The 24,345-nt window shown below is 67.2% G+C and carries 23 protein-coding genes; 9 read left to right on the forward strand and 14 right to left on the reverse strand.

The features are described 5' to 3' along the window. Nucleotides 1–822 precede the first annotated feature (822 nt). On the forward strand, nt 823–1,398 hold the full coding sequence (locus tag MMG85_RS16800; protein ID WP_241047081.1) for a metal-dependent hydrolase: 576 nt from the start codon (nt 823–825) through the stop codon (nt 1,396–1,398). 178 nt (nt 1,399–1,576) lie between these two features. Here the strand turns inward: MMG85_RS16800 and MMG85_RS16805 are convergent, their stop codons facing one another. From MMG85_RS16805 to murJ, 7 genes are all read right to left on the reverse strand, one after another. Then, a complete protein-coding gene (locus MMG85_RS16805; protein ID WP_241047082.1) occupies nt 1,577–1,906 on the reverse strand; it encodes a hypothetical protein in 330 nt (109 codons plus the stop codon). A gap of 97 nt (nt 1,907–2,003) precedes the next feature. Further along, complete coding sequence (locus tag MMG85_RS16810; RefSeq protein WP_241047083.1) at nt 2,004–2,621, reverse strand: hypothetical protein; 618 nt, start codon at nt 2,619–2,621, stop codon at nt 2,004–2,006. Between the two features lie 102 nt (nt 2,622–2,723). After that, nucleotides 2,724–3,674 carry a 4-hydroxy-3-methylbut-2-enyl diphosphate reductase gene (gene ispH / locus MMG85_RS16815; RefSeq protein WP_241047084.1) on the reverse strand — a complete coding sequence of 317 codons (951 nt, stop codon included), beginning with the start codon at nt 3,672–3,674 and terminating at the stop codon, nt 2,724–2,726. A gap of 196 nt (nt 3,675–3,870) precedes the next feature. Beyond that, the gene (gene lspA, locus MMG85_RS16820; protein ID WP_241047085.1) at nt 3,871–4,368 is read right to left on the reverse strand and encodes a signal peptidase II; all 498 of its coding nucleotides are present in this window, start codon (nt 4,366–4,368) and stop codon (nt 3,871–3,873) included. After that, complete coding sequence (gene ileS / locus MMG85_RS16825) at nt 4,368–7,199, reverse strand: isoleucine--tRNA ligase (RefSeq protein ID WP_241047086.1); 2,832 nt, start codon at nt 7,197–7,199, stop codon at nt 4,368–4,370. Before ileS ends, lspA begins: the two co-directional genes overlap by 1 nt. After that, nucleotides 7,196–8,158, reverse strand: coding sequence for a bifunctional riboflavin kinase/FAD synthetase (locus MMG85_RS16830; protein WP_241047087.1), 963 nt, complete (start codon nt 8,156–8,158; stop codon nt 7,196–7,198). The genes ileS and MMG85_RS16830 overlap by 4 nt, the downstream gene beginning before the upstream one ends. Before the next feature lie 80 nt (nt 8,159–8,238). Next, nucleotides 8,239–9,849, reverse strand: coding sequence for a murein biosynthesis integral membrane protein MurJ (gene murJ, locus MMG85_RS16835; RefSeq protein WP_241047088.1), 1,611 nt, complete (start codon nt 9,847–9,849; stop codon nt 8,239–8,241). 127 nt (nt 9,850–9,976) lie between these two features. Between murJ and rpsT the strand changes: the two genes are divergently transcribed. Then, complete coding sequence (gene rpsT, locus MMG85_RS16840) at nt 9,977–10,246, forward strand: 30S ribosomal protein S20 (RefSeq protein ID WP_055935648.1); 270 nt, start codon at nt 9,977–9,979, stop codon at nt 10,244–10,246. Nucleotides 10,247–10,372: 126 nt separating this feature from the next. Here rpsT and cgtA read toward each other — a convergent pair whose 3' ends face one another. From cgtA to rplU, 3 genes are all read right to left on the reverse strand, one after another. Beyond that, nucleotides 10,373–11,425, reverse strand: a complete 1,053-nt coding sequence (gene cgtA / locus MMG85_RS16845) for an Obg family GTPase CgtA (RefSeq protein ID WP_055935651.1) — start codon at nt 11,423–11,425, stop codon at nt 10,373–10,375. 126 nt (nt 11,426–11,551) lie between these two features. Further along, a complete protein-coding gene (rpmA, locus tag MMG85_RS16850) occupies nt 11,552–11,812 on the reverse strand; it encodes a 50S ribosomal protein L27 (protein ID WP_055935654.1) in 261 nt (86 codons plus the stop codon). 12 nt (nt 11,813–11,824) lie between these two features. Then, complete coding sequence (rplU, locus tag MMG85_RS16855) at nt 11,825–12,133, reverse strand: 50S ribosomal protein L21 (RefSeq protein ID WP_055935657.1); 309 nt, start codon at nt 12,131–12,133, stop codon at nt 11,825–11,827. Between the two features lie 443 nt (nt 12,134–12,576). On the opposite strand from rplU, the gene uvrA reads away from it, so the two are divergent. Together uvrA and MMG85_RS16865 are read left to right on the forward strand one after the other, a co-directional pair. Beyond that, nucleotides 12,577–15,522: an excinuclease ABC subunit UvrA gene (gene uvrA / locus MMG85_RS16860; RefSeq protein WP_241047089.1), complete on the forward strand. Its 2,946-nt coding sequence runs from the start codon at nt 12,577–12,579 to the stop codon at nt 15,520–15,522. Continuing rightward, entirely contained in the window at nt 15,519–15,947 is a 429-nt protein-coding gene (locus MMG85_RS16865) for a thioesterase family protein (RefSeq protein WP_055935663.1), read from the forward strand. Before uvrA ends, MMG85_RS16865 begins: the two co-directional genes overlap by 4 nt. Before the next feature lie 167 nt (nt 15,948–16,114). Here MMG85_RS16865 and MMG85_RS16870 read toward each other — a convergent pair whose 3' ends face one another. Beyond that, nucleotides 16,115–16,558, reverse strand: a complete 444-nt coding sequence (locus tag MMG85_RS16870; protein WP_241047090.1) for a copper chaperone PCu(A)C — start codon at nt 16,556–16,558, stop codon at nt 16,115–16,117. Between the two features lie 38 nt (nt 16,559–16,596). Here MMG85_RS16870 and MMG85_RS16875 point away from each other — a divergent pair, with 38 nt between their 5' ends. Then, nucleotides 16,597–17,373 (forward strand): enoyl-CoA hydratase/isomerase family protein, encoded by a 777-nt coding sequence (locus MMG85_RS16875; protein WP_241047091.1) that lies wholly within the window; start codon nt 16,597–16,599, stop codon nt 17,371–17,373. 12 nt (nt 17,374–17,385) lie between these two features. Here MMG85_RS16875 and MMG85_RS16880 read toward each other — a convergent pair whose 3' ends face one another. From MMG85_RS16880 to MMG85_RS16890, 3 genes are all read right to left on the reverse strand, one after another. After that, entirely contained in the window at nt 17,386–18,243 is an 858-nt protein-coding gene (locus tag MMG85_RS16880) for a sulfurtransferase (RefSeq protein ID WP_241047092.1), read from the reverse strand. After that, the gene (locus MMG85_RS16885; RefSeq protein WP_241047093.1) at nt 18,240–19,043 is read right to left on the reverse strand and encodes a CoA pyrophosphatase; all 804 of its coding nucleotides are present in this window, start codon (nt 19,041–19,043) and stop codon (nt 18,240–18,242) included. The genes MMG85_RS16880 and MMG85_RS16885 overlap by 4 nt, the downstream gene beginning before the upstream one ends. Nucleotides 19,044–19,255: 212 nt before the next feature. Then, nucleotides 19,256–19,957: an FKBP-type peptidyl-prolyl cis-trans isomerase N-terminal domain-containing protein gene (locus MMG85_RS16890; RefSeq protein ID WP_055935678.1), complete on the reverse strand. Its 702-nt coding sequence runs from the start codon at nt 19,955–19,957 to the stop codon at nt 19,256–19,258. Nucleotides 19,958–20,122: 165 nt separating this feature from the next. Between MMG85_RS16890 and MMG85_RS16895 the strand changes: the two genes are divergently transcribed. The 4 genes from MMG85_RS16895 to asnB all read left to right on the forward strand — a co-directional run bounded on the left by MMG85_RS16895 (nt 20,123) and on the right by asnB (nt 24,343). Further along, entirely contained in the window at nt 20,123–20,905 is a 783-nt protein-coding gene (locus tag MMG85_RS16895) for an enoyl-CoA hydratase-related protein (RefSeq protein WP_241047094.1), read from the forward strand. A gap of 15 nt (nt 20,906–20,920) precedes the next feature. Next, the gene (locus MMG85_RS16900; protein WP_241047095.1) at nt 20,921–21,286 is read left to right on the forward strand and encodes a hypothetical protein; all 366 of its coding nucleotides are present in this window, start codon (nt 20,921–20,923) and stop codon (nt 21,284–21,286) included. Beyond that, nucleotides 21,283–21,948, forward strand: a complete 666-nt coding sequence (gene nth, locus MMG85_RS16905; RefSeq protein ID WP_241047096.1) for an endonuclease III — start codon at nt 21,283–21,285, stop codon at nt 21,946–21,948. The genes MMG85_RS16900 and nth overlap by 4 nt, the downstream gene beginning before the upstream one ends. Nucleotides 21,949–22,372: 424 nt before the next feature. Next, nucleotides 22,373–24,343: an asparagine synthase (glutamine-hydrolyzing) gene (gene asnB, locus MMG85_RS16910; protein WP_241047097.1), complete on the forward strand. Its 1,971-nt coding sequence runs from the start codon at nt 22,373–22,375 to the stop codon at nt 24,341–24,343. Nucleotides 24,344–24,345: the final 2 nt, after the last annotated feature.

The raw sequence follows: 24,345 nt of genomic DNA on the forward strand, positions 1-24,345 counted from the left end.
GGATGGGGCGGTAAGCCTTTGGGAAGCCGGGGGACTCCGGAAGCTTCTTTCAGCTGCCCTGAGACCTGGTGCTCCCCTCATATCGCTGCATTGTCGCCCGCAGTACAGACTCGATGTACCGAGCACGTGTAGTTCCGTCTTGAATGCTACGGTCCAACAGCACTCTCGCCTCGTCCACACACTCACCGCCCCCCGAGCTAACAAATATAAACATCGCCGGATCCAATTCGGTTGGATTAGCTCTCAAGAGCCTTCGGCATTCGTCCAACTCTAGGCTATCTCCTAGATCTGCCCAGGCGATGTACTTACTCCAGAAAACGAAGCCGGAATCGAGCTTGTACCTTGCGCTCCCGGACAGCAGAGATCTCAGCCGCCTACCTGCGTGGGTGACGAACTCTGGAGAAAGACGATTCTTCGATAAGAAGCCGAAATCCGTAACCTGCCAGTACAGTACAAGCAAATTCAACAGAGCAGTACGCGCATTTTCCTCTTGGACAATGATTGCTTCATAAGCCTGAGATGCCTCAACAAGTTTCCCATCCCTATCCAGATCCACAGCAACTTCTAAGTTCATCGCGCCGCCCCCGCTGCATTCACCCCTGCATTCATGATTTCACCATTTCTGACGGTCACCCAAACTTGTCTGAATCGCTCCGGGTTCAGTAGACATCTCCAAGTCGCACATTAAGACAATAACGCTGGCGGATATGTGCGGGAGGCAGGCGTAAGCGCTTCATCCCCACCTCACCGAGCCCCCGTCGTCACCGCACGCGCGGGCCAGACGCTGGATGCCACCTCGGCGAACGATCTCCGGAACCCTGCATGTCATCCATCGTGGGCCACGCAGCGGCCGGCATTACCGTTTTCCTTTGCTGCGCCCGATGGCGTGATCCCCGCAGCCGGTGGGTACTCGTGCCCTGCATGATCCTCGCCATCTGCGCCGACTTCGATTATTTCGCCGTCTGGGCCTTCGGCTACGCCGCGGATCCCCGCTTCACACACAGCGTGGTGTTCGCGCTGGCCGTCTCCGTTGTCGCCCGTGTGGCGATGCGCGGAGCCATCGCAGCGCGGATATCGATAACGGGTTTGCTGACCGCCAGCCTGTCGCACCCCGTGCTCGACCTGCTGGTGGGCGCGCATGCGGTGCCGCTGCTCTGGCCACTCGGCGCCGAAACCTCGATCTCCATCGGCGTACTGCCCAGTGCAGGCACGCTCGATCCCGCCAACTACTATCTCTGGAGGAATCTGCTGATCGAGTTGGGCGTCCTGCTGCCCGTCTTCGCCTTGTTGATCGCGCTGGCGCGACGCGCGACGGGACGCGGCACAGCGATGCGCGCGATCCTGATCGCGCCGCTCTGGCTGGCCTTCGTCGCGTGGTCGATCAGCCTGCCAAGGTGACGCCCTCCGTCACTGACCATCCAGGTCGCCGCGTCAGCCCGGCATCACAGCCGTGACGCATTCACGCACAGCGGCTGACAGCGCGGATCGCGAAGGTCTCGACGCGCCGCACACCGGGAGGGCGACATCTCTCCGCGCACGCCGCCCACGCCCGGATGTCCCACCCGTGCTTGTCTGCCTATCGATCCACCACATGATGGCGGCCGCAGGCGACGCAGGTTCGACACCTGCCGAAGCGTCCGTCGCGCTCGCCGCCCAGCAGTCCGCCGCAGGCGCAGATCAAGGCATCGCCCGCCTCCCAGCGGCGCAACCGCAGGCTGGCCGCGGCCCCCAGCACGAGCGCGACGCCGGTCAGCGCATGCGGCAACCATCGCAGTGCATTGAAGAGCTCGCCGCCTTGGGGGACCGGCGTGGCACCGGACAACACCCAGGTGGACGCGAACGCCAGCAACAGGCAGGCCAGCGTGGGCAAGTAGATACGCAACGCAATCCGGTGCATGCGGGTCATCGGCCATCCCCCCTCGATTCGATGGCGGACACGATGGCAGGCGGTGGTCGCACGACGTGATACTGCATGACATGCGCGGCATGTCGAAGGCGCCCGGTCACTCCGGCGTGGCGAGGTTCCAGGTACGCGGCTGCCCGCCCATCTCGGCATTGCCGGTGAACGCCAGGGAGACGCGGCCGTCCTGAAGTGCCAGCTTCGTCAGCTGGTTGCCGTTCTCGTTGACGGGCGCATTGATGTTGTCGGTGTAGTTGGGCTCGTGGATGGCGAAAGCCATCAGGTAGAACGTGCGCACCGACGAGAGCGCCAGTTCGCCTTCGTAGTTGAACGTGGCGACGACGAACGGGTAGCGGCCCTGGTACTCCGGCAGGGACTTCTGCATCAACGACATGCCCGGCCACTCCGGCTGCGCCAGCACGGCGGCGCGCTCCTCCTCCGTCAGCACGGTGGGCGTGAGCAGGATTTTCAGGCGGCCGTCGGCATTGGACACCACCAATGCATCCTTCAACGTCACCACCGTATCGCCCCCCGCATACGTCCCCAGCAACGAGGCCGCGGCAGCTGCAGGAGCCGATGGCGCGACGGCGGCGGCAACGGCTTCAGCCTCCACACTGTCGGCAGGCGCCGCAGCGGGCTGGCAAGCCATCAATAACGCCGCCGACGCGAACGGCAGGATCGCAACACGGAGCAGGTTCAAACGCGGCATCGACAGGGCCATCCGGCAGCAGTGAGGTGGCGAGACTACGATCCGCCGCGCGCTTGCCGCAATCCATCCAATGCCATACCACCATCGGGCCGGGTCCATGGGCCCGTCTGCAACTCAGCTGACCAGTTGCAACCGCAGTTCTTTCGGCAGGGCGAACACCATGTTCTCCGGTTCGCCGTCGAGTTCGCTGACACCGGCCGCGCCGAGGTCGCGCAGGCGCTGGATGACGCCGTCGATCAGCACGTCGGGGGCGGAGGCGCCGGCGGTCACGCCCACGCGCTGCTTGCCTTCGATCCAGCGCGGGTCGATCTCGTGCGCGCCGTCGATCAGGTACGACTCCACGCCGTCGCGCTCGGCCAGCTCGCGCAGGCGGTTGGAGTTGGAGCTGTTGGGCGAGCCGACCACCAGCACCAGGTCGCACTGCTTGGCCAGGTCGCGCACGGCGTCCTGGCGGTTCTGGGTGGCGTAGCAGATGTCGTCGTTCTTCGGCCCGTGGATGGCCGGGAAGCGCTGCTGCAGCGCCTGGATGATGCCCACCGTGTCGTCGACCGACAGCGTGGTCTGGGTGGTGTAGAACAGGTTGTCGGGCTGGCTGACGTCCAGCGTGGCGACGCCGTCGATGTCTTCCACCAGGTAGATGTTGCCCACCCCGCCCTCGCGGCTCCACTGACCCATCGTGCCTTCCACCTCGGGGTGGCCGGCGTGGCCGATCAGCACCACGTCGCGGCCGGCGCGGCAGTGGCGCGCCACTTCGAAGTGCACCTTGGTGACCAGCGGGCAGGTGGCGTCGAACACCTTCAGGCCGCGGCGCTCGGCTTCGTGGCGCACCGCCTTGGACACGCCGTGCGCGCTGAAGATGACGGTGGCGTCATCGGGCACTTCGTCCAGCTCTTCCACGAACACCGCGCCGCGCTGCTTCAGGTCGTCGACCACGAAGCGGTTGTGCACCACCTCGTGGCGCACGTAGATCGGCGCGCCCAGCGTCTCGATGGCGCGCTTGACGATCTCGATGGCGCGGTCGACGCCGGCACAGAAACCACGGGGATTGGCGAGCAGGACGTCCATAAGACCGATAGTACCGAAGGCAGGGAAACGAAAAGGTAAATCTGTTGCCGGCGCCGATCCCGCCTGGCACCAACGCCCCTCGCCCGCCTGAGGGAGAGGGGAACGGGGTGAGGGCGAACCACCGCGATGCCGCTTCGTAGGGTGGGCCTTGGCCCACCTCTCCATCACGCACCCAAACGGCGGGCCAAGGCCCGCCCTACGCGGCCTTCTTCTTGCCCTCGAACAGGCCGAACAACGCAATGCCGATGGCGCCGCCCACCACCGCGCAGTCGGCGATGTTGAACGCTGGCCAGTAATGGTCGCGCCAGTGCCACTGGATGAAGTCGATCACGTGGCCGTGGATCTGCCGGTCGATGACGTTGCCCAGCGCGCCGCCGATCACCAGCGCGTACGGCAGCGCCTGGCGCCAGTCGCCGCGCGCGGTGCGCGACAGCCAGAAGCCGAGCAGGCCGCTGATGCCCACTGCCAGCACGGTGAAGAACCACAACTGCCAGCCACCGGCATCGGCCAGGAAGCTGAAGGCCGCGCCGGTGTTGTAGGTGCGGTACCAGTTCCAGAAGCCCTCGATCACCGGGATGGCGGTGTATTCCGGCAGCGAGGCCAGCACCCACGCCTTGGACCACTGGTCCAGCACGATGACGACGACCGACAGCAGCAGCCAGACCAGTGCGTTGGGTTTCGGCTTGACGGCCATCAGAACCACACCCTGTTCTCGCCGGCACCGTCGATGTTGTCGACGCAGCGGCCGCACAGCTCCGGATGCGCGGCATGCGTGCCGACGTCGGCGCGGTAATGCCAGCAGCGCACGCACTTGGCCTTGGTGGTCGGCGTGGCCAGCACGAACACTTCGTCGGCGCTGACTTCGGACACGGTGACGTCGCCACTGATGAACAGGAAGCGCAGCTCCTCCGCGAGCGGTTGCCACTTCGCGGCCGTGATGGCATTCACCGACACCGCGATCTCCGCTTCCAGCGCGGCACCGATCAGGCCGTTGGCGCGCATCGGCTCCAGCACCTTGGCGACCTGCTCGCGCAGGGCCAGCAACTGGTCGAAGTCGGCGGCGTTCAGTGCGGCGCCTACCGGCAGCGGCACCAGGCCGTCGTACCAGGTGGCGAACAGCACGTTGCCGGTGCGCTCGCCGGGCAGATAGCCCCACATTTCATCCGCGGTGAAGCTGAGCACCGGCGCGATCCAGCGCACGAAGGCTTCGGCGATATGGAACATCGCGCTCTGTGCGCTGCGGCGACCGCGCGAATCCTCGCGCATGGTGTACAGGCGGTCCTTGGTGACGTCCAGGTACAGCGAGCCGAGGTCGACGCTGCAGAAGTTCAGCAACGCCTGCACGATCTCGGCGAAGTCGTAGCGGTCGTAGGCCGCCTTGATCTTCTGCTGCACCTCGTAGGCGCGGTGCACGATCCAGCGGTCCAGCGCCACCATGTCGGACGGCGCCAGCAGGTCGTGCGCGGGATCGAAGCCGTTGAGGTTGCTGAGCAGGAAGCGCGCGGTGTTGCGCAGGCGACGGTAGGCGTCGGCGTTGCGCTTGAGGATTTCCTGCGACAGCGACATCTCGTTGCTGTAGTCGGCGCTGGCGATCCACAGGCGCAGGATGTCCGCGCCCAGGGTCTTCATGATGTCCTGCGGCTCGATGCCGTTGCCCAGCGACTTGGACATCTTGCGGCCGTGCTCGTCCACGGTGAAGCCGTGGGTGAGGCACTGCTTGTACGGCGCGGCCTTGTCGATCGCCACGCCGGTCAGCAGCGAGGACTGGAACCAGCCGCGGTGCTGGTCGGAGCCTTCCAGGTAGAGGTCGGCCGGCTTGCCGAGACCACGCTCCAGCAGCACGCCTTCGTGGGTCACGCCGGAGTCGAACCAGACATCGAGGATGTCGGTGATCTTGTCGTAATCCTTCGCCTCGTCGCCCAGCAGCTCAGCCGCGTCCAGCGTGTACCAGACATCGACGCCGCCCTGCTCCACCTTGTCGGCGACCGCGCGCATCAGTTCGACGCTGCGCGGGTGCGGCTCGCCGGTTTCGCGGTGCACGAACAGCGCGATCGGCACGCCCCAGGTGCGCTGGCGCGAGATGGTCCAGTCGGGACGACCGTCGACCATGCCGGCGATGCGGGCTTCGCCCCACTGCGGGAACCAGCCGACGTGCTTGATCGCTTCCAGCGCATCGGCGCGCAGGTGGGCCTGCTCCATCGAGATGAACCACTGCGGCGTGGCGCGGAACGCGATGGGCGTCTTGTGGCGCCAGCAGTGCGGGTAGCTGTGCTCCAGCTTGCTGAAGGCGAGCAGTGCGCCGCTCTGCTTCAACACCTCGATGAGGGTGTCGTTGGCCTTCCAGATGTGCAGGCCGGCCAGTTCCACGCCATGCGCGGCCGGCGTGGACGGCAGGTAGACGCCGCGACCATCGACCGGGTTGAGCTGCGCGGCGGTGTATGTGTCCAGCAGGCCGTACTGCTTGCTGACGACATAGTCCTCCTGGCCATGGCCGGGCGCGGTGTGCACCGCGCCGGTACCGTCCTCGGCCGACACGTGGTCGCCCAGCAGCACGGGGATGTCGCGCTCGTCGTAGAACGGATGCGCGAACCGCAGGCCTTCCAGCGCCGCACCCTGCACGCGTGCGTGCACGACAAGATCGGTGACGCCATAGCGCTGCAGCGCGCGCGCCGCCAGTGCATCGGCCAGCACCAGCCAGCGACGCTTGCCGTCATGCGCGGGGCCTTCGACCAACGCGTATTCCAGACCGCCGCCCAGCGAAATGGCCAGCGAGGCCGGCAGCGTCCACGGCGTGGTGGTCCAGATCGGCACGGCGATCTCGACGCCGGCCGGCACCTCGACGCCGAACGCCTTCGCCACCGCCTGCGTGTCGCGCGCGGCATAGGCCACATCCACCGCGGGCGACACCTTGTCGGCGTATTCGATCTCCGCCTCGGCCAGCGCCGAGCCGCAGTCGAAGCACCAGTGCACCGGCTTCACGCCGCGGGTCAGGTGGCCGTTGGCGACAATCTTGGCCAGCGCGCGGATCTCGTTGGCTTCGAAGCGGAAGTCGAGCGTCTTGTACGGATTGTCCCAGTCGCCGATCACGCCCAGGCGCTTGAAGTCCTTGCGCTGGATGTCGATCTGCGACTCGGCGTATTCGCGGCACTTCTGCCGGAACTCGACCGCATCCAGCTTCACACCGACCTTGCCGAACTTCTTCTCGATGGCGATCTCGATCGGCAGGCCGTGGCAATCCCAGCCCGGGATGTACGGCGCATCGAAGCCGGCCAGGTACTTCGACTTGACGATGATGTCCTTGAGGATCTTGTTGACCGCGTGACCCAGGTGGATGGCGCCGTTGGCGTACGGCGGGCCATCGTGCAGCACGAACAGCGGGCGCCCCCTGGCGTTGTCGCGCAGCTGCGCGTACATGCCCTGGCTTTCCCAGCGCGCCAGCGTGTCGGGCTCGCGCTTGGGCAGGTCGCCGCGCATCGGGAAATCCGTGGCGGGCAGGTGGAGGGTTGCTTTGTAGTCCTGGCTCACGCCGTCGCTCGTCGTTGATGTTCGGAAAGGATCCCGCGCGCGTCGTCCGCATCGCGGTGCATCTGCTCGGTGAGGCTGGGCAGATCGGGGAATTTCAGTTCGTCGCGCAGCTTGGCGACGAACTCGACTTCGATATGGCGCCCGTAGAGGTCGCCGGCGAAATCGAACAGGTGGGCTTCCAGCAACGGCTCCACGCCATCGACCGTAGGACGGGTACCGAAGCTGGACACCGATGGCCAGGGCCCGCTCTTGCCGAACTCGCTGCCGACGCCGTGCACCCAGGTGGCATAGATGCCGGACAGCGCGGGCGTCTTGGGGAAGCGCAGGTTGGCGGTGGGAAACCCGAGCGTGCGGCCGAGCTGCTTGCCGCGCACGACGCGGCCGCCGATGGCATACGGCCGTCCCAGCAGGCGCGTGGCGGTGGCGAAGTCGCCGGCCTTGAGGGCTTCGCGGATGCGGGTGCTGGAGACGCGGTCGCCCTGGGCGTGGACGGGCTCGATCTCGCCGGCGCCGAAGCCCAGTTCACCCCCCATCGCCTGCAACAGGGCGAGGTCGCCACCGCGCCGGTGGCCGAAGCGGAACTCGGGGCCGATCCAGACTTCGCGGGCAGAAAGGCGGCCGACCAGCAGCGTGCGGACGAAGTCCTCGGCGGAGCGGGCGGACAGCTTGGCGTCGAAGCGCAGCAGGCCGACGTGGTCGGCGCCGAGGTCCAGCAGGCCTTCCACCTTGGCTCGCGCCAGGGTCAGCCGCGGCGGCGGATTGTCGCGGGCGAAGAACTCGCGCGGCAGCGGCTCGAAGGTGACCACCACGGCCGGCACGCCCAGCGCGCGGGCACGGGCGACGGCATGCCGCACCAGCGCCCGGTGGCCCGAATGCAGGCCATCGAAGGCGCCGATGCAGACCACGCTACCGTGCGGGCACAGAGACCCGCCATCGACGTCACGGAACAGCCTGCTCATGGATTCCTGTCAGAACGGATGCGCCCGACGGCGGATCCGGGATGTTGCAAGACCTTGAAGTATAGCCGCCCGCGTCAACCTCAATGCCCACGCAGGTCACGCGGGCGGATGCCCTGCAGGTACAGCAGGCCGCCATACAGCGCACCGCCGGCGCCGACCATCGCGGCCAGGCGCAGGCCGCGTTCCCACCACGCCCAGGCGGACCAGTCGACCCACAGCAACCGGAACGCCAGCACCGCCAGCGTCATGGCCAGCGTGGCGACCCCGATCTGGCGCAGGAAGCGACTCCATCCCGGTTGACGGCGGTACACGCCCGCCTTGCGCAGCAGCCAGGCCAGTTGCAGCGCATTGACCCAGCCGGCGATGGCGATGGCGAGCGCGAGCAGCGTGTGGGCGCCCTGCACCTGCCCCAGGGCCACCATCAGGTTGCCGCCGGCCGCCCGCAGCGCCTGCTGGCCCGGTTCCGTGGCATGCAACAGCAGCGCGAAGAACAACAGCAGGCACAGCGCATTCGTCAGCACCGCCACCACAGCCGCCCGCACCGGGGTGCGGGTGTCCTGCCGCGAATAGAACGCCGGCGCCAGCACCTTGACAAGCAGGAACGCCGGTATCGCGATCGACTGCGCCATCAGGCTCCAACTGGCCATCCGCACGTCGAGGGCCCCGAACTTGCCGTACTGGAACAGAGTGGACAGTAACGGTTGGGCGCACAGGATCAGCCCCGCGCAGGCCGGCAGACCGATCAGCACGCAGAGCCGGAAACCCCAGTCCAGGCCCTTCGAATAGCCCTCGGGATCGGTCTCGGCGTGCCGGCTGGACAGGTGCGGCAGGATCACCGTGCCGATGGCGACACCGAACATGCCCAGCGGGAACTCCAGCAGGCGGTCGCTGTAGTAGAGCCAGCTGACGCTGCCACTGATCAGCAGCGTGGCCACCCAAGTGTTCAGCAGCAGATTGAACTGCACGACCGAGGATCCAAACAGCGTAGGCACCATCAGGGTCATGATCCTGCGGACGCCCGCGTGTGCCAGATCCAGCCTGGGCCGCGGCAACAGGCCGATCCGGAACAGGGACGGCAACTGGAAGCCCAACTGCAGCAGGCCGGCAATGAATACACCCCAGCCCAGCACGATGACCGAGCTGCCGAACCACTCCTTTGCTGCCAGCGCGGCCGAGATCATCGCCACGTTCAGCAGGATCGGCGACAGTGCCGGAACGGCGAAACGCTGGTAGCTGTTGAGGATCGCGCCGACCAGCGACGCCAGCGAGATGAACAGCGCGTAGGGGAAGGTAATCCGCAGCAGGTCGGTCAGCAGCGCCGTCTGCGCTTCGTCGAAGTTCGGCGCGATCAGCCGGGCGATCGGCCCGGCGAGCAGGATGACGATGGCCGTCAGCACCATCAGTACTGCCGCCAGGGTGCCGGCGACGCGGTCGACGAGGGCCTTGACCTCGGCCGCGGTGCGGGTCGCCTTGTACTCGGCCAACACCGGGACGAAGGCCATTGAGAAGGAGCCCTCGGCCGACAGCCGCCGCATGAAGTTGGGGATGCGGAACGCCACGAAGAAGGCGTCCATCATCGCGCTGGCGCCGAAGACGTGCGCGTAGACCTGGTCCCGGACCAAGCCGGAGAGCCGGGACAGGAAGGTCATGGAGCTGAAGACGGCGGCCGAACGCAGCAACCTGCCGCTCATCGCCCGCCCTTTTCCCGGGGACGACCCAGGTTGACGCAACCCATTGAATGCCCCATAATTTCCGGCTCTATTACCCGTCTTCCGTTCACCCCCTGAATTCTCTCAGGTATTCACCAGGAATCCCACTGTGGCCAATATCAAGTCCGCCAAGAAGCGCGCCAAGCAGACCGTCGTGCGCAATGCGCGCAATGCCGGCCAGCGTTCGATGCTGCGCACCGCCGTCAAGAAAGTGCTGAAGGCACTGGACGCCAACGACGCCGCCGGCGCCCAGGCCGCGTTCGTCTCGGCCCAGCCGATCCTCGACCGCCTGAGCTCGCGCGGCCTGATCCACCGCAACAAGGCTGCCCGCCACAAGAGCCGCCTCAACGCCCGCATCAAGGCCCTGCAAGCGGCCTGATTCACGGCGGTACGCAACGCGAAGACACGGAAACCCGCCGCAAGGCGGGTTTCTTTTTGCCCGCGCCCCGGCGATGGCGGAACGGGCCCCATGAAAAAACCCGCCATCCGGCGGGTTTTTCATGCCTCAGCCCTCGCGGGCGGCTTCGTCGGCCTCTTCCTTCTGGCGATCGAAGAACGCCATGACGTCCTTCATGATCGGCCAGGTGCCTTCGCGCGAGATGGCTGAGACCTGGTACCACGGGTGCGTCCAGCCAAGGTCGGCGATGATCTGCTCCGCGCGCTCCTTCGCCTCGTCCTCGAACATCAGGTCGGCCTTGTTGAGCACCAGCCAGCGCGGCTTCTGCAGCAGTTCGGGGTCGTGCTTCTCCAGTTCACGCTCGATGGCACGGACCTGCTCGACCGGATCGACATCCTCCACGCCGCCTTCCATCGGCGCCATGTCCACCAGGTGCAGCAGGATGCGCGTGCGTTGCAGATGGCGCAGGAAGGTCGCGCCCAGGCCGGCGCCGTCGGCGGCGCCTTCGATCAGGCCCGGGATGTCGGCGATCACGAAGCTGCGGTGCGCTTCCACGCTGACCACGCCCAGGTTGGGATACAGCGTGGTGAACGGATAGTCGGCCACCTTCGGCGTGGCCGCCGACACGGCGCGGATGAAGGTGCTCTTGCCGGCGTTGGGGAAGCCGAGCAGGCCGACGTCGGCCAGCAGCTTCAGCTCCAGCTTCAGCAGGCGCTCCTCGCCCTCTTCGCCCGGCGTCGCCTTGCGCGGCGCGCGGGTGATCGAACTCTTGAAATGCATGTTGCCCAGGCCGCCCTTGCCGCCCTTGGCCACCAGCAGGCGGTCGCCGTGCTGGGTCAGGTCGCCGATCACCTCATCGGTGCTGACGTTGGTCACCACCGTGCCCACCGGCACCGTGATGGTCAGGTCTTCGCCGGCCTTGCCGTACATCTGCCGGCCCATGCCGTTCTCGCCACGCTGGGCGCGGAACTGGGTCTGGTGGCGGAAGTCGACCAGCGTGTTGAGGTTCTCGTCGGCCTGCAGCCAGACGCTGCCGCCGTTGCCGCCGTCACCACCGTCCGGGCCGCCCAGCGGAATGAACTTCTCGCGGCGGAACCCCACGCAACCGTTGCCGCCGTTGCCGGCGCCGACCTGGATTTCTGCTTCGTCTACGAGTTTCATAAGAGCCGGGAGTGGGGATTCGGGAGTGGGGAATCGAAGAAGCAGGCGCGCCGCACGGTCGTTACAGGCTTCGAAACGAAAAGCCCCGCTCGCGGCGGGGCCCTTCGCTCAGCCTGTGCGAAAGCCTCAGGCTTCCGTCACCACGCTCACGGTACGGCGCTTCTTGGCGCCCTTGACCGAGAACTCGACCTTGCCGTCGACCAGCGCGAACAGCGTGTGGTCGCGGCCCAGGCCGACGCCCGGACCCGGATGGAACTGGGTGCCGCGCTGGCGGATGATGATGTTGCCGGCATCGATCGCCTGACCACCAAAGACCTTGACGCCCAGCATCTTCGGGTTGGAGTCGCGGCCGTTGCGCGATGAGCCTACGCCCTTTTTATGTGCCATGACTGCTTCTCCTTACTTGTTGATGCCGGTGATTTCGATTTCGGTGTAATGCTGCCGGTGACCCTGGCGCTTCATGTGGTGCTTGCGGCGGCGGAACTTGATGATGCGCACCTTGTCGGCGCGGCCATGGCCGACGACCTTCGCGGTGACGGTGGCGCCCTTCAGGGCGTCGCCCAGGCTGATGGTCTCGCCATCGCCCAGCATCAGGATGTTGTCGAAGGTGAGCTCGTTGCCGGCTTCGGCTTCGAGCTTCTCGACGCGGAGCGTCTCGCCCTTCATCACGCGGTACTGCTTACCGCCCGTGACTACGACTGCGTACATGTGGATTCCTTGGTTTCTGTAGTTATTTTCTGGAGCCTGCCTGCCATCGAGGGCGGACAGAAGCGGAATTTTAGTGGATTCAGCGAGTTACGGTCAACCCGCCCCCTGCGCGGAATCGTCACCGGCTCCCCGGGGCCCACCTTCACGGACAGCAATTGTCCGCATCTGCGCGCAGACTACTGCCTGAAGGCGGTCGCAAGGTCCCGCCCGCAACGGGGCAGACCATTGTAGATCAATGACTTGGATGGATCGCTTGGCGTGGCCCGGCTTGTCCACGGCGGTCGCGGGCCCGGCGGCGGCCGGGCCTAGGACGCCATCTCGGCCGTCGCGCCCGCCTGACTGACGGCCCACCCGCACCCGCCACTTCGCTGGCAATGGCGGTATTTGCCCCCACCTAGGCAGACCGCTACGCTTCCTTGTTCGCTTTCCGGATCCCCCACCCGATGGCCATGGACTTCATCCGCATCCGCGGAGCCCGTACCCACAACCTCAAGAACATCGATCTCGACCTGCCGCGCGACAAGCTGATCGTGATCACCGGCCTGTCCGGTTCCGGCAAGTCGTCGCTGGCGTTCGACACCATCTACGCCGAAGGCCAGCGCCGCTACGTGGAGTCGCTGTCGGCGTACGCGCGGCAGTTCCTCAGCGTGATGGAAAAGCCCGACGTCGACCACATCGAGGGCCTGTCGCCGGCGATCTCGATCGAACAGAAGTCGACCAGCCACAACCCGCGCTCCACTGTGGGCACCATCACCGAAATCTACGACTACCTGCGCCTGCTGTACGCACGCGTGGGCCTGCCGCGCTGCCCCGACCACGGGTATCCGCTGGAAGCGCAGACGGTCAGCCAGATGGTCGACCAGGTGCTGGCGCTCGATGGTGAGCAGCGCTACATGCTGCTCGCACCGGTGATCCGCGAGCGCAAGGGCGAGCACGCGCAGGTGTTCGACCAGTTGCGCGCGCAGGGTTTCGTGCGCGTGCGCGTCGACGGCGAACTGCACGAGATCGACGCGGTGCCGCCGCTGGCGCTGCGCCAGAAGCACACCATCGAGGCGGTCATCGACCGCTTCCGTCCGCGCGAAGACCTCAAGCAGCGCCTGGCCGAAAGCTTCGAGACCGCGCTCAAGCTCGGCGACGGCATGGCGCAGGTGATGTCGCTGGACCAGCCCGAGACGGCGCCGCTGCTGTTCTCGTCGAAGTACTCCTGCCCGGTCTGCGACTACTCGCTGCCGGAACTGGAGCCGCGCCTGTTCTCGTTCAACTCGCCAGTCGGCGCCTGCCCCACCTGCGATGGCTTGGGCGTGGCGCAGTTCTTCGATCCGGCGCGCGTGGTGGTGCATCCTGAGTTGTCGCTGGCCGCCGGTGCGGTACGCGGCTGGGACCGCCGCAATGCGTACTACTTCCAGCTGATCGCCTCACTGGCCAAGCACTACCAGTTCGACACCGACGCGCCGTGGCAATCGCTGCCGGAGAAGGTGCGCCAGGCCGTGCTGTACGGCAGCGGCGAAGAGGTCATCACCTTCACCTACCTCACCGAATCCGGTGGCCGCACGCAGCGCAAGCACCGCTTCGAGGGCATCGTGCCCAACCTGGAACGCCGCTACCGCGAGACCGAATCGCCGGCCGTGCGCGAGGAGCTGGCGAAGTACATCAGCGACCGGCCCTGCCCCGAGTGCCAGGGCGCGCGACTCAACAAGTCCGCGCGCAATGTCTTCGTCGCCGACCGTGCGCTACCGTCGCTGGTCGTGCTGCCGGTGGACGAAGCGCTGGCATTCTTCCGCGGCCTGGACCTGCCGGGCTGGCGCGGCGAGATCGCGACGAAGATCGTCAAGGAAATCGCCGAGCGCCTCGGCTTCCTGGTCGATGTCGGGCTGGATTACCTGACGCTGGAGCGCAAGGCCGACACGCTGTCCGGCGGTGAAGCGCAGCGTATCCGCCTGGCCTCGCAGATCGGCGCCGGCCTGGTGGGCGTGATGTACGTGCTCGACGAGCCCAGCATCGGCCTGCACCAGCGCGACAACGAGCGCCTGCTCGGCACGCTGACGCGCCTGCGTGACCTGGGCAACACGGTGATCGTGGTCGAGCATGACGAAGACGCGATCCGCCTGGCGGACTACGTGCTGGACATCGGCCCGGGCGCCGGCGTGCATGGCGGCGAGATCGTCGGCCAGGGCACGTTGCAGGACCTGCTGGACGCGCCGCGTTCGCTGACCGGCCAGTACCTCTCCGGCAAGCGCCGGATCGAGGTACCGAAGGCGCGCCACAAGGCCAACCCGAAGATGACGCTGCACCTGCGCGGCGCCACCGGCAACAACCTGAAAGACGTCGACCTGGACATCCCGTCCGGCCTGTTCACCTGCATCACCGGCGTATCCGGTTCGGGCAAGTCGACGCTGATCAACGACACGCTGTATTCGCTGGCCGCCAACGAGATCAACGGCGCGTCGCACAAGCCGGCGCCGTATCGCGAAGTGACCGGCCTGGACCTGTTCGACAAGGTGGTCGATATCGACCAGTCGCCGATCGGTCGCACGCCGCGCTCCAATCCGGCGACCTACACCGGTCTGTTCACGCCGCTGCGCGAACTGTATGCGCAGGTGCCGGAGTCGCGCGCGCGCGGATACTCGCCGGGGCGTTTCAGCTTCAACGTGCGTGGCGGCCGCTGCGAGGCCTGCCAGGGCGACGGCATGATCAAGGTGGAGATGCACTTCCTGCCCGACGTGTACGTGCCCTGCGATGTCTGCCACGGCAAGCGCTACAACCGCGAGACGCTGGAGATCCTCTACAAGGGCTACAACATCAACGACGTGCTGGAGATGACGGTCGAGGATGCGCTGACCCTGTTCGAGCCGGTGCCGTCGATCTCGCGCAAGCTGGAAACGCTGATGGACGTGGGCCTGAGCTACATCAAGCTGGGCCAAAGCGCGACCACGCTGTCCGGCGGCGAAGCGCAACGCGTGAAGCTGTCGAAGGAACTGTCGCGCCGCGACACCGGCCGCACGCTGTACATCCTGGACGAGCCCACCACCGGCCTGCACTTCCACGACATCGAGCACCTGCTGGCCGTGCTGCACAAGCTGCGCGACGAGGGCAACACCATCGTGGTGATCGAGCACAACCTGGACGTCATCAAGACCGCGGACTGGGTGGTCGACCTGGGACCGGAGGGCGGCCATCGCGGCGGCCGGATCCTGGCCACCGGCACCCCGGAGGACATCGCCGCGCATCCGGATTCGCATACCGGCCGCTTCCTGGCCAAACTGCTGCCGGAATCGAAGACGCCCAAGGCCAGCAAGCCGGCGGCGGTCGCCAAGCCCGACGTGCTGCCTCCGCGCAAATCCGCCACCAAGAAGACCACCAAGACCACGACGAAGAAGGCCGCACGATGAGTTCCACACACGACGCCCACGCCGCCGGCCGCAAGCTGCTGGCGAAGATTCCGATCAGCGTGCGCTGGCGCGACATGGACAGCATGGGCCACGTCAACAACGCCAAGTACATTTCGTACCTGGAAGAGGCGCGCGTGCGCTGGATGCTGACCGTGCCGGAGGTCTCGATGACCGACCGCATCGCGCCGGTGGTGGCGGCCAACAACATCAACTACAAGCGTCCGCTGACGTGGCCGAACGACGTGGTGGTGGAGCTCTACGTCGACCGACTGGGCACCAGCAGCGTCACCATCGGCCACCGCATCGTGTCGGCCAAGGACGATGGCGTGCTGTATTCGGACGGCAACGTGGTGGTGGTGTGGATGGATACCCAGACCGGCCACAGCGCACCGCTGCCGGCCGCGATCAGGGCGGTGTCGGAATAGTTCTGAAAGGCGGTAGGAGCGACGTGAGTCGCGACCGGAATCTTCCAGCAGCCAAGGACTCCCCGGCTGTCCAGCCCACTTCGGCCACACTTCTCCATGCCCTGCTGCCCTGTCGCTGGGGATCTGCGGTCGCGACTCACGTCGCTCCTACAGCAAGCCGACGGATCTCAGGGCGCCGACTTGCGCGCTTCGAACTGCACCGGCAACGCGCGACCATCGGCCAGCTTCAGCGTGATCACGATTTTTTCGCCGATGGCCAACGGCTGGTAAGGGCCGTGCAGCATCAGATGCAGGCCACCCGGCTTCAGCTCGGCGGCCTTGCCGGGTGCGATGGGCAGCGCCGTCACTTCGCGCATGCGGCTGACGCCGTTCGCTTCGCGCGTTTCATGCAGGGAGACGTCCTCGAAGGCGAGGCTCTCCGCACCGACGATGCTGACCGGCGCCCTGCACGGATTCTCGATGCGGGCGAAGCCGGCCATCATCGGCATCGCGACCGGCGGCAGGCGCACCCACGCCGCCTTGGCGACGGGCAGGCACTCGGCGGCCTGCGCGGCGCCCACGGACGACCCCAACAGGGCGGACAGGCAGAGCATTTCGATGCGGCGGTTCATGCGCCTATGATACCGGCCTGACTTCAGGGAGCGGATGAATGACCGGACTCATCGACACCATCGACCATGGCGACATCCGCGAGATCCGGTTGGCGCGCCCGCCGGTCAATGCCCTCAATACCGAGCTGTGCCGGGCGCTGATCGACGCGCTCAACACCGCGCTGGACCAGGGCGTGCGCGGCATCGTGCTGGCCGGCAACCCGAAGATCTTCTCCGCCGGCATGGACGTGCCCTACCTGTTGTCGCTCGGCGACGACCGCCATGCGCTGCTCGATGCATGGCAGGCGTTCTTTGGGGCGGCACGCTCGCTGGCCGAGTCGCGCGTGCCGGTGGTGGCCGCGATCACCGGCCACGCGCCCGCGGGTGGCTGCGTGCTGGCGCTGTGCTGCGACTACCGGGTGATGGCACGCAGCCCGGACCCGGCACGGCCGTTCGCGCTGGGCCTCAACGAGACGCAGGTGGGGCTGGTGGTGCCGGAGGGCATCCAGCGTCTGATGCGTCGGGTGGTGGGCGCTTATCGCGCCGAACGCCTGCTGGTGGCCGGCGAGATGGTGCCCGCCGAGCGCGCGCTGGAGATCGGGCTGGTGGACGAACTGGTCGACCAGACCGATGTCACCGCGCGCGCAGTCGCTTGGCTGCAGCAGCTGCTGCGCCTGCCGCATACGCCGATGCTGCAGACACGCACCCTCGCCCGGCGCGATCTGGTCGAAGCGCTCGAGCCGGCGCTGATCCAGCTGGAACGCTTCGTCGATGCCTGGCATGCGCCGGATACGCAGGTCGCGTTGCGGGCGCTGGTGGACAAGCTGAGGAAGTAGACCCGGCTCGGGTCAGTCGCCGCGCACGACCGGACGCGACGGATCGCTGATCCAGCCGCTCCAGGAACCGGGATACACGCGTGCGCCATGCAGGCCGGCGTGTTCGAACGCCAGCAACAGATGGCAGGCGGTCACGCCCGAGCCGCACATCAGCACCACATCCGTCGGCGCATGCGTGCCCAGCAACGGCGACAGTGCGGCATGCAGTTCGCCGGCGGGCTTGAAGCGGCCATCGTGCAGGTTCTGCGCGAACGGACGATTGAGCGCACCCGGCACATGGCCCGCAACCGGATCGATCGGCTCGACCTCGCCGCGGAAGCGCTCGGCGGCGCGCGCGTCGAACAGCCAGCCGCTGCCTTCGTACTGCCGACGGAGGATGTCCTCGGCACTGACGAGTTGTGCGGCATCGAAATGCGACGGATACGCCGTCATGGGCGCCGGCACGGAAGCCTCCGCGGTCTCCGCGCCGCCTGCGGCACGCCAGGTCGCCAGGCCACCATCGAGCACGGCCACGCGCGCATGTCCCAGCAGTTTCAGCAGCCACCACAGGCGCGCGGCGGCCATGCTGCCGTCGCCGGCGTCGTACACCACCACCTGATGCGAGGGTCCGATGCCCCACTCGCCCAGTTTGCGAACGAACGCGTCGCTGTCCGGCATGGGATGCCGACCCTCGCCGACCTTCGACAGGTCCGACAGATCGCGATTGAGGTCGGCATACACGGCCCCTGGCAGGTGGCCTTCCGAATAGGCTTGGCGACCCGCGTCCGGCGCTGCGTTGAGCATCACGAAGCGCGCATCGACCAGCCGCAACCCCGGGTCGCCCAGGGCGGCAGACAATGCGCTCGCATCGACCAGGGTGGTCCAGTTCATCCGAGTTGCTCCAGACGTTGCCGCAGGTTGAACAGGATGGCGGCCGTCGCGCCCCAGATGCGCTGTCCCGGCCACGCGTACTCGAGTACCACCCGTCGACGCCCGCGGTAATCGACCTCGACGCGACGCAGGTTGTCCGGCGACAACAGATAGTCGAGCGGAACCTCGAACACGTCCGCCACTTCGTTCGGCTCGGGCACGGGCACGAAGCTCGGGTCGATCAGCGCCACCACCGGCATCACGCGGAAGCCGCTGATGGTGGTGAACGGATCAAGGAAGCCCAGGGGCGTGACCTGCGACGCCGGCAATGCGATTTCCTCGTGACTCTCGCGCAAGGCAGCCGCGACCGCATCGGCATCGGACGGTTCGATGCGACCGCCGGGAAAACTCACCTGCCCGCCATGGTGACGCAGGCCGTCGGTGCGGCGGGTCAGCAGCACCTGCGTGCCCTGCTCCCGCGGCACAAGGCCGGCCAGCACCGCCGCCTCGGCCAGCGGCCCCGGCGGCAGCAGGTCGATCAGGTCGTCGTGGTTCCATCCGGCCGCGCCCGGTGCGGCATCCAGGGGATGCAGGGCGCGACGCAGCGTGCCGCCTTCGCGCAAGCGCTGCTCCAACGGCGAGCGCGTGCGTTCGCGCGCAGGCAGCACGTGTTCCATCAGACGCAGGCGTTCGTCATCGTTCATCTGCGACCAGCGCGCGATCTCGGAGGTGGTGCGGAGGCAGCCCTCGCACAGCCCGTCGTCGTCCAGCGTACAGACGCCGATGCACGGGCTGAGCACGGCGCGGAATGCGGTGTTCATGTCTTCTGGCACCTGCGGAGGGTAGCGCGGAAGCGCGCCCTGCGCGGAAAAGCACTGCGCCGGCACGAGGCCGGCGCAGAGGGAACGTCGTTGAGTGTTGCTGGATCCCTGCTTTCGCGGAATGACGCAAGAGCTAAGTCGCTGGATCCCCGCTTTCGCGGGGATGACGCAATGACAAAGCCGTCCGCGCGGTGCGCGGACGGGTCATTGCGTCACTTGACGCTGACGAGTTTGATTTCGAACACGACGGCGACGTTGGGCGGGAAACCGGTGCGCGGATCGGCGCCGTAGGCCTTGTCCGGCGGCAGGGCGACTTCCCACTTGGCGCCGGCCGGCATCTGCAGCAGCGCTTCGCGCATCGCCGGCATTTCGACGGCGCTGACCTTCAGGTCCTTCATCGGCTGCGGCGGACGGGCTTCGGCCGGACGCTGGCCGAACGGATACGGGCCGGAGACCAGCAGTTCCACCGTGCTCGCCTGGGTCGGCTTGGCGCCGGTACCGTTCTCGAGCACCTTGTAGGCGACGCCGCTGGCCAGCGTCTTCGCGCCGGGCTGGCCCTTGAACGTGGCGATGAACTGGTCGCTCTTGGTCTTGTTCTCGCCGGCGACCTTGTCGTACTCGGCCTTGGCCTGCTGGGCGCGGGTCTGCTCGCGCTTCTGGAAGGCTTCCAGGGCGGGCTTCAGCTGGTCGGCCGTCAGTGCGGGCTGCTTCTTGGCGTAGGCGTCCTGCAGACCCTTCACCACCGCGTTGATGTCGAGCTGCTCGCCACGGCCGGTCAACTCGGCAAGGTTGTTGCCATAGTCGTAACCGAAGTAGTAGCTCAGCTTGCCTTTCTCGGACGAGACGTCCTGGGCCAGGGCGCTACCGGCCATGGCGAATGCCGCAACAGCGACCGCAATCGAACGCAACTTCATCAACACACTCTCCGAGATATGGCGGCGGCAGCATACCGCCTGGAATGGACGCGCTAGGATAGCCGCCGGGGCGCTTAACCGCCACTGACGACAGGCTGGTCTGACCGGGCCTCGCGGGCGGAGTTCCACTTTCACTCAAATTTTACAAATTCCTGCGGAAAACCCATGTCCGAACCCCTCGTCCTGATCGCCGATGACGCCGGCATCCGTCGCCTGACGGTCAATCGTCCCGACAAACTGAATGCCCTCAACGCAGCGACGCTGGATGCGCTGCAGGTCGCCTTCGACGACGCGGCACGCGATGCGGCCGTGCGGGTCGTGGTGCTGACCGGTGCGGGGCCGAAGGCCTTCGTCGCGGGCGCGGACATCGCCGAGATGGCCGACCTGCGCGCCACCGAGGGCCGCGACTTCTCGCTGCGTGGGCAGAAGCTGATGCGCACCATCGAGACGCTGCCCAAGCCGGTGATCGCGATGGTCAACGGCTTCGCCTTGGGCGGCGGTCTGGAACTGGCGATGGGCTGCCACCTGCGCATCGCCGCGGACACCGCCAAGGTCGGCCAGCCGGAGATCAACCTGGGGCTGATCCCCGGCTTCGGTGGCAGCCAGCGCCTGCTGCGGCTGGCGGGGCGGTCGGCCACGCTGGAGCTGTGCCTGCTCGGTGCGCCGGTCACGGCCGAACGTGCGCTGCAGCTCGGCATCGTCACCCGCGTGGTGCCGGCGGTAGACCTGGAAGCCGAGACGCTGAAGATCGCCGCGCAACTGGCCGCCTCGGCCCCGCTCGCCCTGCGTGCCACGCTCGACGTGGTCAACATCGGCGGCGAGTGCGGCATCGAGGAAGGCCTGCAGTACGAAAGCGCACAGTTCGGCCTGATGTTCGCGACCGACGACATGCGCGAAGGCACGCGCGCCTTCGTCGAACGCCGCAAGCCCGCGTTCACCGGCCGCTGACGGCCGGCCATCGGCATGCATGCCTCTCCCTGCCCCTGCTGCGACCACGCGCGTTCGCTGCGTGCGCACCTCGTGGCCGACGACATCGACGCGGCGATCGCGGCGGGCCTGATGGCATTCCAGCCGTGCACGTGTGCGGGAGACGACACCGTCCTGGTGATGCAGGCCCGGCAGCGCCTGCGCATCGCCTGGGATGCACGCGAGCGCTACCGGCAGCGCCAGGTGCGGCTGGCACGCCGCGCCGCCGAGCGCGAAGCGCGCAGACTGAAAGTCGCCGAGGCGACCGGCGCCACGGCGGCAGCGCGCCCTGCGCTGCCCACGGGCGCCGCGGCCATCCTGGCGCGCGCCAAGGCCAAGGCGGCCGAGAGGATGAAGCGATGACGCCTGCGCCACGACGCAGCGCCACGCTGACGCGTGCCGAGGTCGTCGAACTGTTCTCCCGGCTGCGCGAACTCAACCCGAAGCCGACCACCGAACTGGAGTACCGCACGCCGTTCGAACTGCTGGTCGCGGTGACGCTGTCGGCGCAGGCCACCGATGTGGGCGTCAACAAGGCGACGCGGCGCCTGTTCCCGGTGGCCAACACGCCGGCGGCCCTGCTGGCGCTGGGCGAGGACGGGCTGAAGCACTACATCTCGACCATCGGCCTGTTCAACGCGAAGGCGAAGAACGTCATCGCCACCTGCCGCATCCTGATCGACGAGCATGGCGGCGAAGTGCCGCGTTCGCGCGACGCGCTCGAAGCCCTGCCGGGCGTGGGCCGCAAGACGGCGAACGTGGTGATGAACACCGCCTTCGGCGAACCGACCATCGCGGTGGACACGCATATCTTCCGCGTCTCCAACCGTACCGGGCTGGCGCCGGGCAAGGATGTGCGCGCAGTGGAGGACCGGCTGCTGAAGGTGGTGCCGGCGGAGTTTCTGCTGGATGCGCATCACTGGCTGATCCTGCACGGCCGGTATGTTTGCAAGGCGCGCAAACCGGACTGCCCGCAATGCGTGATCCGCGACCTGTGCCGGTTCAAGGACAAGACCACCGCCTGACGCGGCAACATCACCTGCCGCCGGCGCGGCCTCGTTTCGTCGGGCGCCTATTGGCGGTTGCGGGCCGGTTGATCCTGCATGGTGGCTACTCCGCTCCCGCAAGTACCGGAAAGCCCGCGACGTAGAACGGGCACCGCATCGGCCAAGTGCGTGCGACGAGCGAGGCGCGCTTCGATCCCTGCACGCAGACCATCATGGGGCGTGCATCGCTGTCCGGAATGTGAGCCGACATCCGTTGAAACTCCTGAAAGCAGACGTGGCACGGGGCGCACGCACTGCTTGGACACTTCCCCCTTTGATCTTGGGACGTCGCCGATGGCGCGCCCGGAGAGCGCACGACGCCATGCCATTGCCTCGACCGCACGCGCACCCGCGCCTGCCCCGGATGGCCCCTGCCGTCTCGGCCAACGACCGGACCTGACCGATGTGCGGAATCGCAGGCTTTGCCGGTGCAGGACAGGGCGCGCTTGAAGACCGCGCGGCGCTGCAGCGCATGATCGGCACGCTGCATCACCGCGGGCCGGATGGCCACGGGATCCATGTGGCGCCGGGCGTGGGGCTGGCGCATGCGCGCCTGGCCATCATTGACCTGGCCACCGGCCAGCAGCCGCTGCACGATGGCCATGAAACCGTCTGGACTGTCTTCAACGGCGAGATCTTCAACTACGTCGAACTGCGCGACGAGCTGGAGAGGCAGGGTTACCACTTCCGCACCCGGTCCGACACCGAGGTCATCGTCCACCTGTACCACCGCGACGGCGACCGCTTCGTCGAAAAGCTCAACGGCCAGTTCGCGATCGCGCTGTGGGACGCGCAGCGCCGCCGCCTGCTGCTGGCGCGCGACCGCGCCGGTATCCGTCCGCTGTACCACGCGACGGCACGCGGTCGCGTCTGGTTCGGCTCCGAAGTGAAGGCGCTGCTGGCGGTGTTGCCGGAATGCGCCACGATCAATCCGGACGGCCTGGCGCAGGCCTTCACCTTCTGGGGACCGTGCGATCCCGACACCCTGTTCGCCGGTGTCGACAGCCTGCCTCCCGGCCATCTGATGACGGTGGAAGCCGACGGCACACGGACCCTCACGCAGTACTGGGACTGGACCTTCCCCTGCGCCGGCGACGCGCCGCTGTTCGCCTCCTTCGACGACGCCGTGCACGAGTTGCGCGACCTGCTCGGCGATGCGGTGCGCCTGCAGCTGCGTGCGGACGTGCCGGTCGGCGCCTACCTGAGCGGCGGCCTGGATTCGTCCGGCATCGTTGCGCTGGTCAAGCAGGCCGGCATTGCCGCCGTGCGCACGTTCTCGGTGACGTTCGAGGACGCCGAATTCGACGAACGCGAGCAGCAGCAGGCGATGGTGCGCCATCTCGGCACCGACCACACCACCCTGCACTGCACGCGCCGCGACATCGCCGACGCCTTTCCTACCCTGATCCGGCATACCGAGGCACCCGTGCTGCGCACCGCGCCGGTACCGCTGATGCTGCTGTCCGCGCAGGTGCGCCGGTCCGGCTACAAGGTGGTGCTGACCGGCGAGGGCGCCGACGAAGTGTTCGGCGGCTACGACCTGTTCAAGGAAGCCAAGGTGCGCCGCTTCTGCGCACGCAATCCCGATTCGCAATGGCGCCACCTGCTGCTCGGTCGACTGTACGGCTACCTCAAGCATTCGCCGGTGGGCGCGCCGGGATTCGCGCGCACGTTCTTCGGCCAGGGCATGGAGCATCTGGCGCGACCGGTGTTCGCGCACGCGCCGCGCTGGACCACATCGCGGCGCGCGCTCGCCTTCCTCGCGCCGGACCTGCAGGCGCGTACCGCGGGGTTCGATCCGTTCGGGTTCTACGAACAGCGACTGCCTGCCGCTATCAACACGTGGTCGCCGCTGGCGCGCGACCAGTACGTGGAGGCGAAGTCGCTGATGGCCGCCTACCTGCTCTCCTCGCAGGGAGACCGCGTGGCGATGGCCAACTCCATCGAAGGCCGCTTCCCGTTCCTCGACCATCGTCTGATCGAATTCGCCAACCGCTTGCCGGCGCAGTGGAAGCTGCGTGGCCTGACCGAGAAGCACATCCTGCGCAAGGCGCTGGCGCCGCTGCTGCCGGTGGAGATCGCGACGCGTCCCAAGCAGCCTTACCGTGCGCCGGACGCCAGCAGCTTCTTCAGCGACGGCCGACCGGCGGACTACGTGGAAGAACTGCTGTCGAGCGAGCGCATCCGCGACGCCGGCTGCTTCGACGCCGGCAAGGTCCGCCTGCTGTTCGACAAGTGCCGTAGCGGACGCGCCGTCGGATTCGCCGACAACCAGGCCTTCGTCGGCATCCTGTCGACGATGCTGCTGCATGACGGCTTCATCCGCCATCGCGTCCCCCAGACCACTCTCCTGCCTGCCACCGAAACGGTATGACC

The sequence above is a fragment of the Pseudoxanthomonas sp. LH2527 genome, from assembly GCF_022539275.1.
Lineage (GTDB): Bacteria > Pseudomonadota > Gammaproteobacteria > Xanthomonadales > Xanthomonadaceae > Pseudoxanthomonas_A.

Coding starts and splice junctions, on each gene's coding strand:
- MMG85_RS16900 (WP_241047095.1), top strand. CDS start 20,921: ATGCATGCCTCTCCCTGCCCCTGCTGCGACCACGCGCGTTCGCTGCGT.
- cgtA (WP_055935651.1), bottom strand. CDS start 11,425: ATGAAACTCGTAGACGAAGCAGAAATCCAGGTCGGCGCCGGCAACGGC.
- MMG85_RS16865 (WP_055935663.1), top strand. CDS start 15,519: ATGAGTTCCACACACGACGCCCACGCCGCCGGCCGCAAGCTGCTGGCG.
- MMG85_RS16805 (WP_241047082.1), bottom strand. CDS start 1,906: ATGACCCGCATGCACCGGATTGCGTTGCGTATCTACTTGCCCACGCTG.
- MMG85_RS16895 (WP_241047094.1), top strand. CDS start 20,123: ATGTCCGAACCCCTCGTCCTGATCGCCGATGACGCCGGCATCCGTCGC.
- lspA (WP_241047085.1), bottom strand. CDS start 4,368: ATGGCCGTCAAGCCGAAACCCAACGCACTGGTCTGGCTGCTGCTGTCG.
- ispH (WP_241047084.1), bottom strand. CDS start 3,674: ATGGACGTCCTGCTCGCCAATCCCCGTGGTTTCTGTGCCGGCGTCGAC.
- MMG85_RS16870 (WP_241047090.1), bottom strand. CDS start 16,558: ATGAACCGCCGCATCGAAATGCTCTGCCTGTCCGCCCTGTTGGGGTCG.
- MMG85_RS16890 (WP_055935678.1), bottom strand. CDS start 19,957: ATGAAGTTGCGTTCGATTGCGGTCGCTGTTGCGGCATTCGCCATGGCC.
- MMG85_RS16880 (WP_241047092.1), bottom strand. CDS start 18,243: ATGAACTGGACCACCCTGGTCGATGCGAGCGCATTGTCTGCCGCCCTG.
- rplU (WP_055935657.1), bottom strand. CDS start 12,133: ATGTACGCAGTCGTAGTCACGGGCGGTAAGCAGTACCGCGTGATGAAG.
- asnB (WP_241047097.1), top strand. CDS start 22,373: ATGTGCGGAATCGCAGGCTTTGCCGGTGCAGGACAGGGCGCGCTTGAA.
- rpmA (WP_055935654.1), bottom strand. CDS start 11,812: ATGGCACATAAAAAGGGCGTAGGCTCATCGCGCAACGGCCGCGACTCC.
- MMG85_RS16885 (WP_241047093.1), bottom strand. CDS start 19,043: ATGAACACCGCATTCCGCGCCGTGCTCAGCCCGTGCATCGGCGTCTGT.
- MMG85_RS16800 (WP_241047081.1), top strand. CDS start 823: ATGTCATCCATCGTGGGCCACGCAGCGGCCGGCATTACCGTTTTCCTT.
- MMG85_RS16810 (WP_241047083.1), bottom strand. CDS start 2,621: ATGGCCCTGTCGATGCCGCGTTTGAACCTGCTCCGTGTTGCGATCCTG.
- MMG85_RS16875 (WP_241047091.1), top strand. CDS start 16,597: ATGACCGGACTCATCGACACCATCGACCATGGCGACATCCGCGAGATC.
- uvrA (WP_241047089.1), top strand. CDS start 12,577: ATGGCCATGGACTTCATCCGCATCCGCGGAGCCCGTACCCACAACCTC.
- murJ (WP_241047088.1), bottom strand. CDS start 9,849: ATGAGCGGCAGGTTGCTGCGTTCGGCCGCCGTCTTCAGCTCCATGACC.
- nth (WP_241047096.1), top strand. CDS start 21,283: ATGACGCCTGCGCCACGACGCAGCGCCACGCTGACGCGTGCCGAGGTC.
- MMG85_RS16830 (WP_241047087.1), bottom strand. CDS start 8,158: ATGAGCAGGCTGTTCCGTGACGTCGATGGCGGGTCTCTGTGCCCGCAC.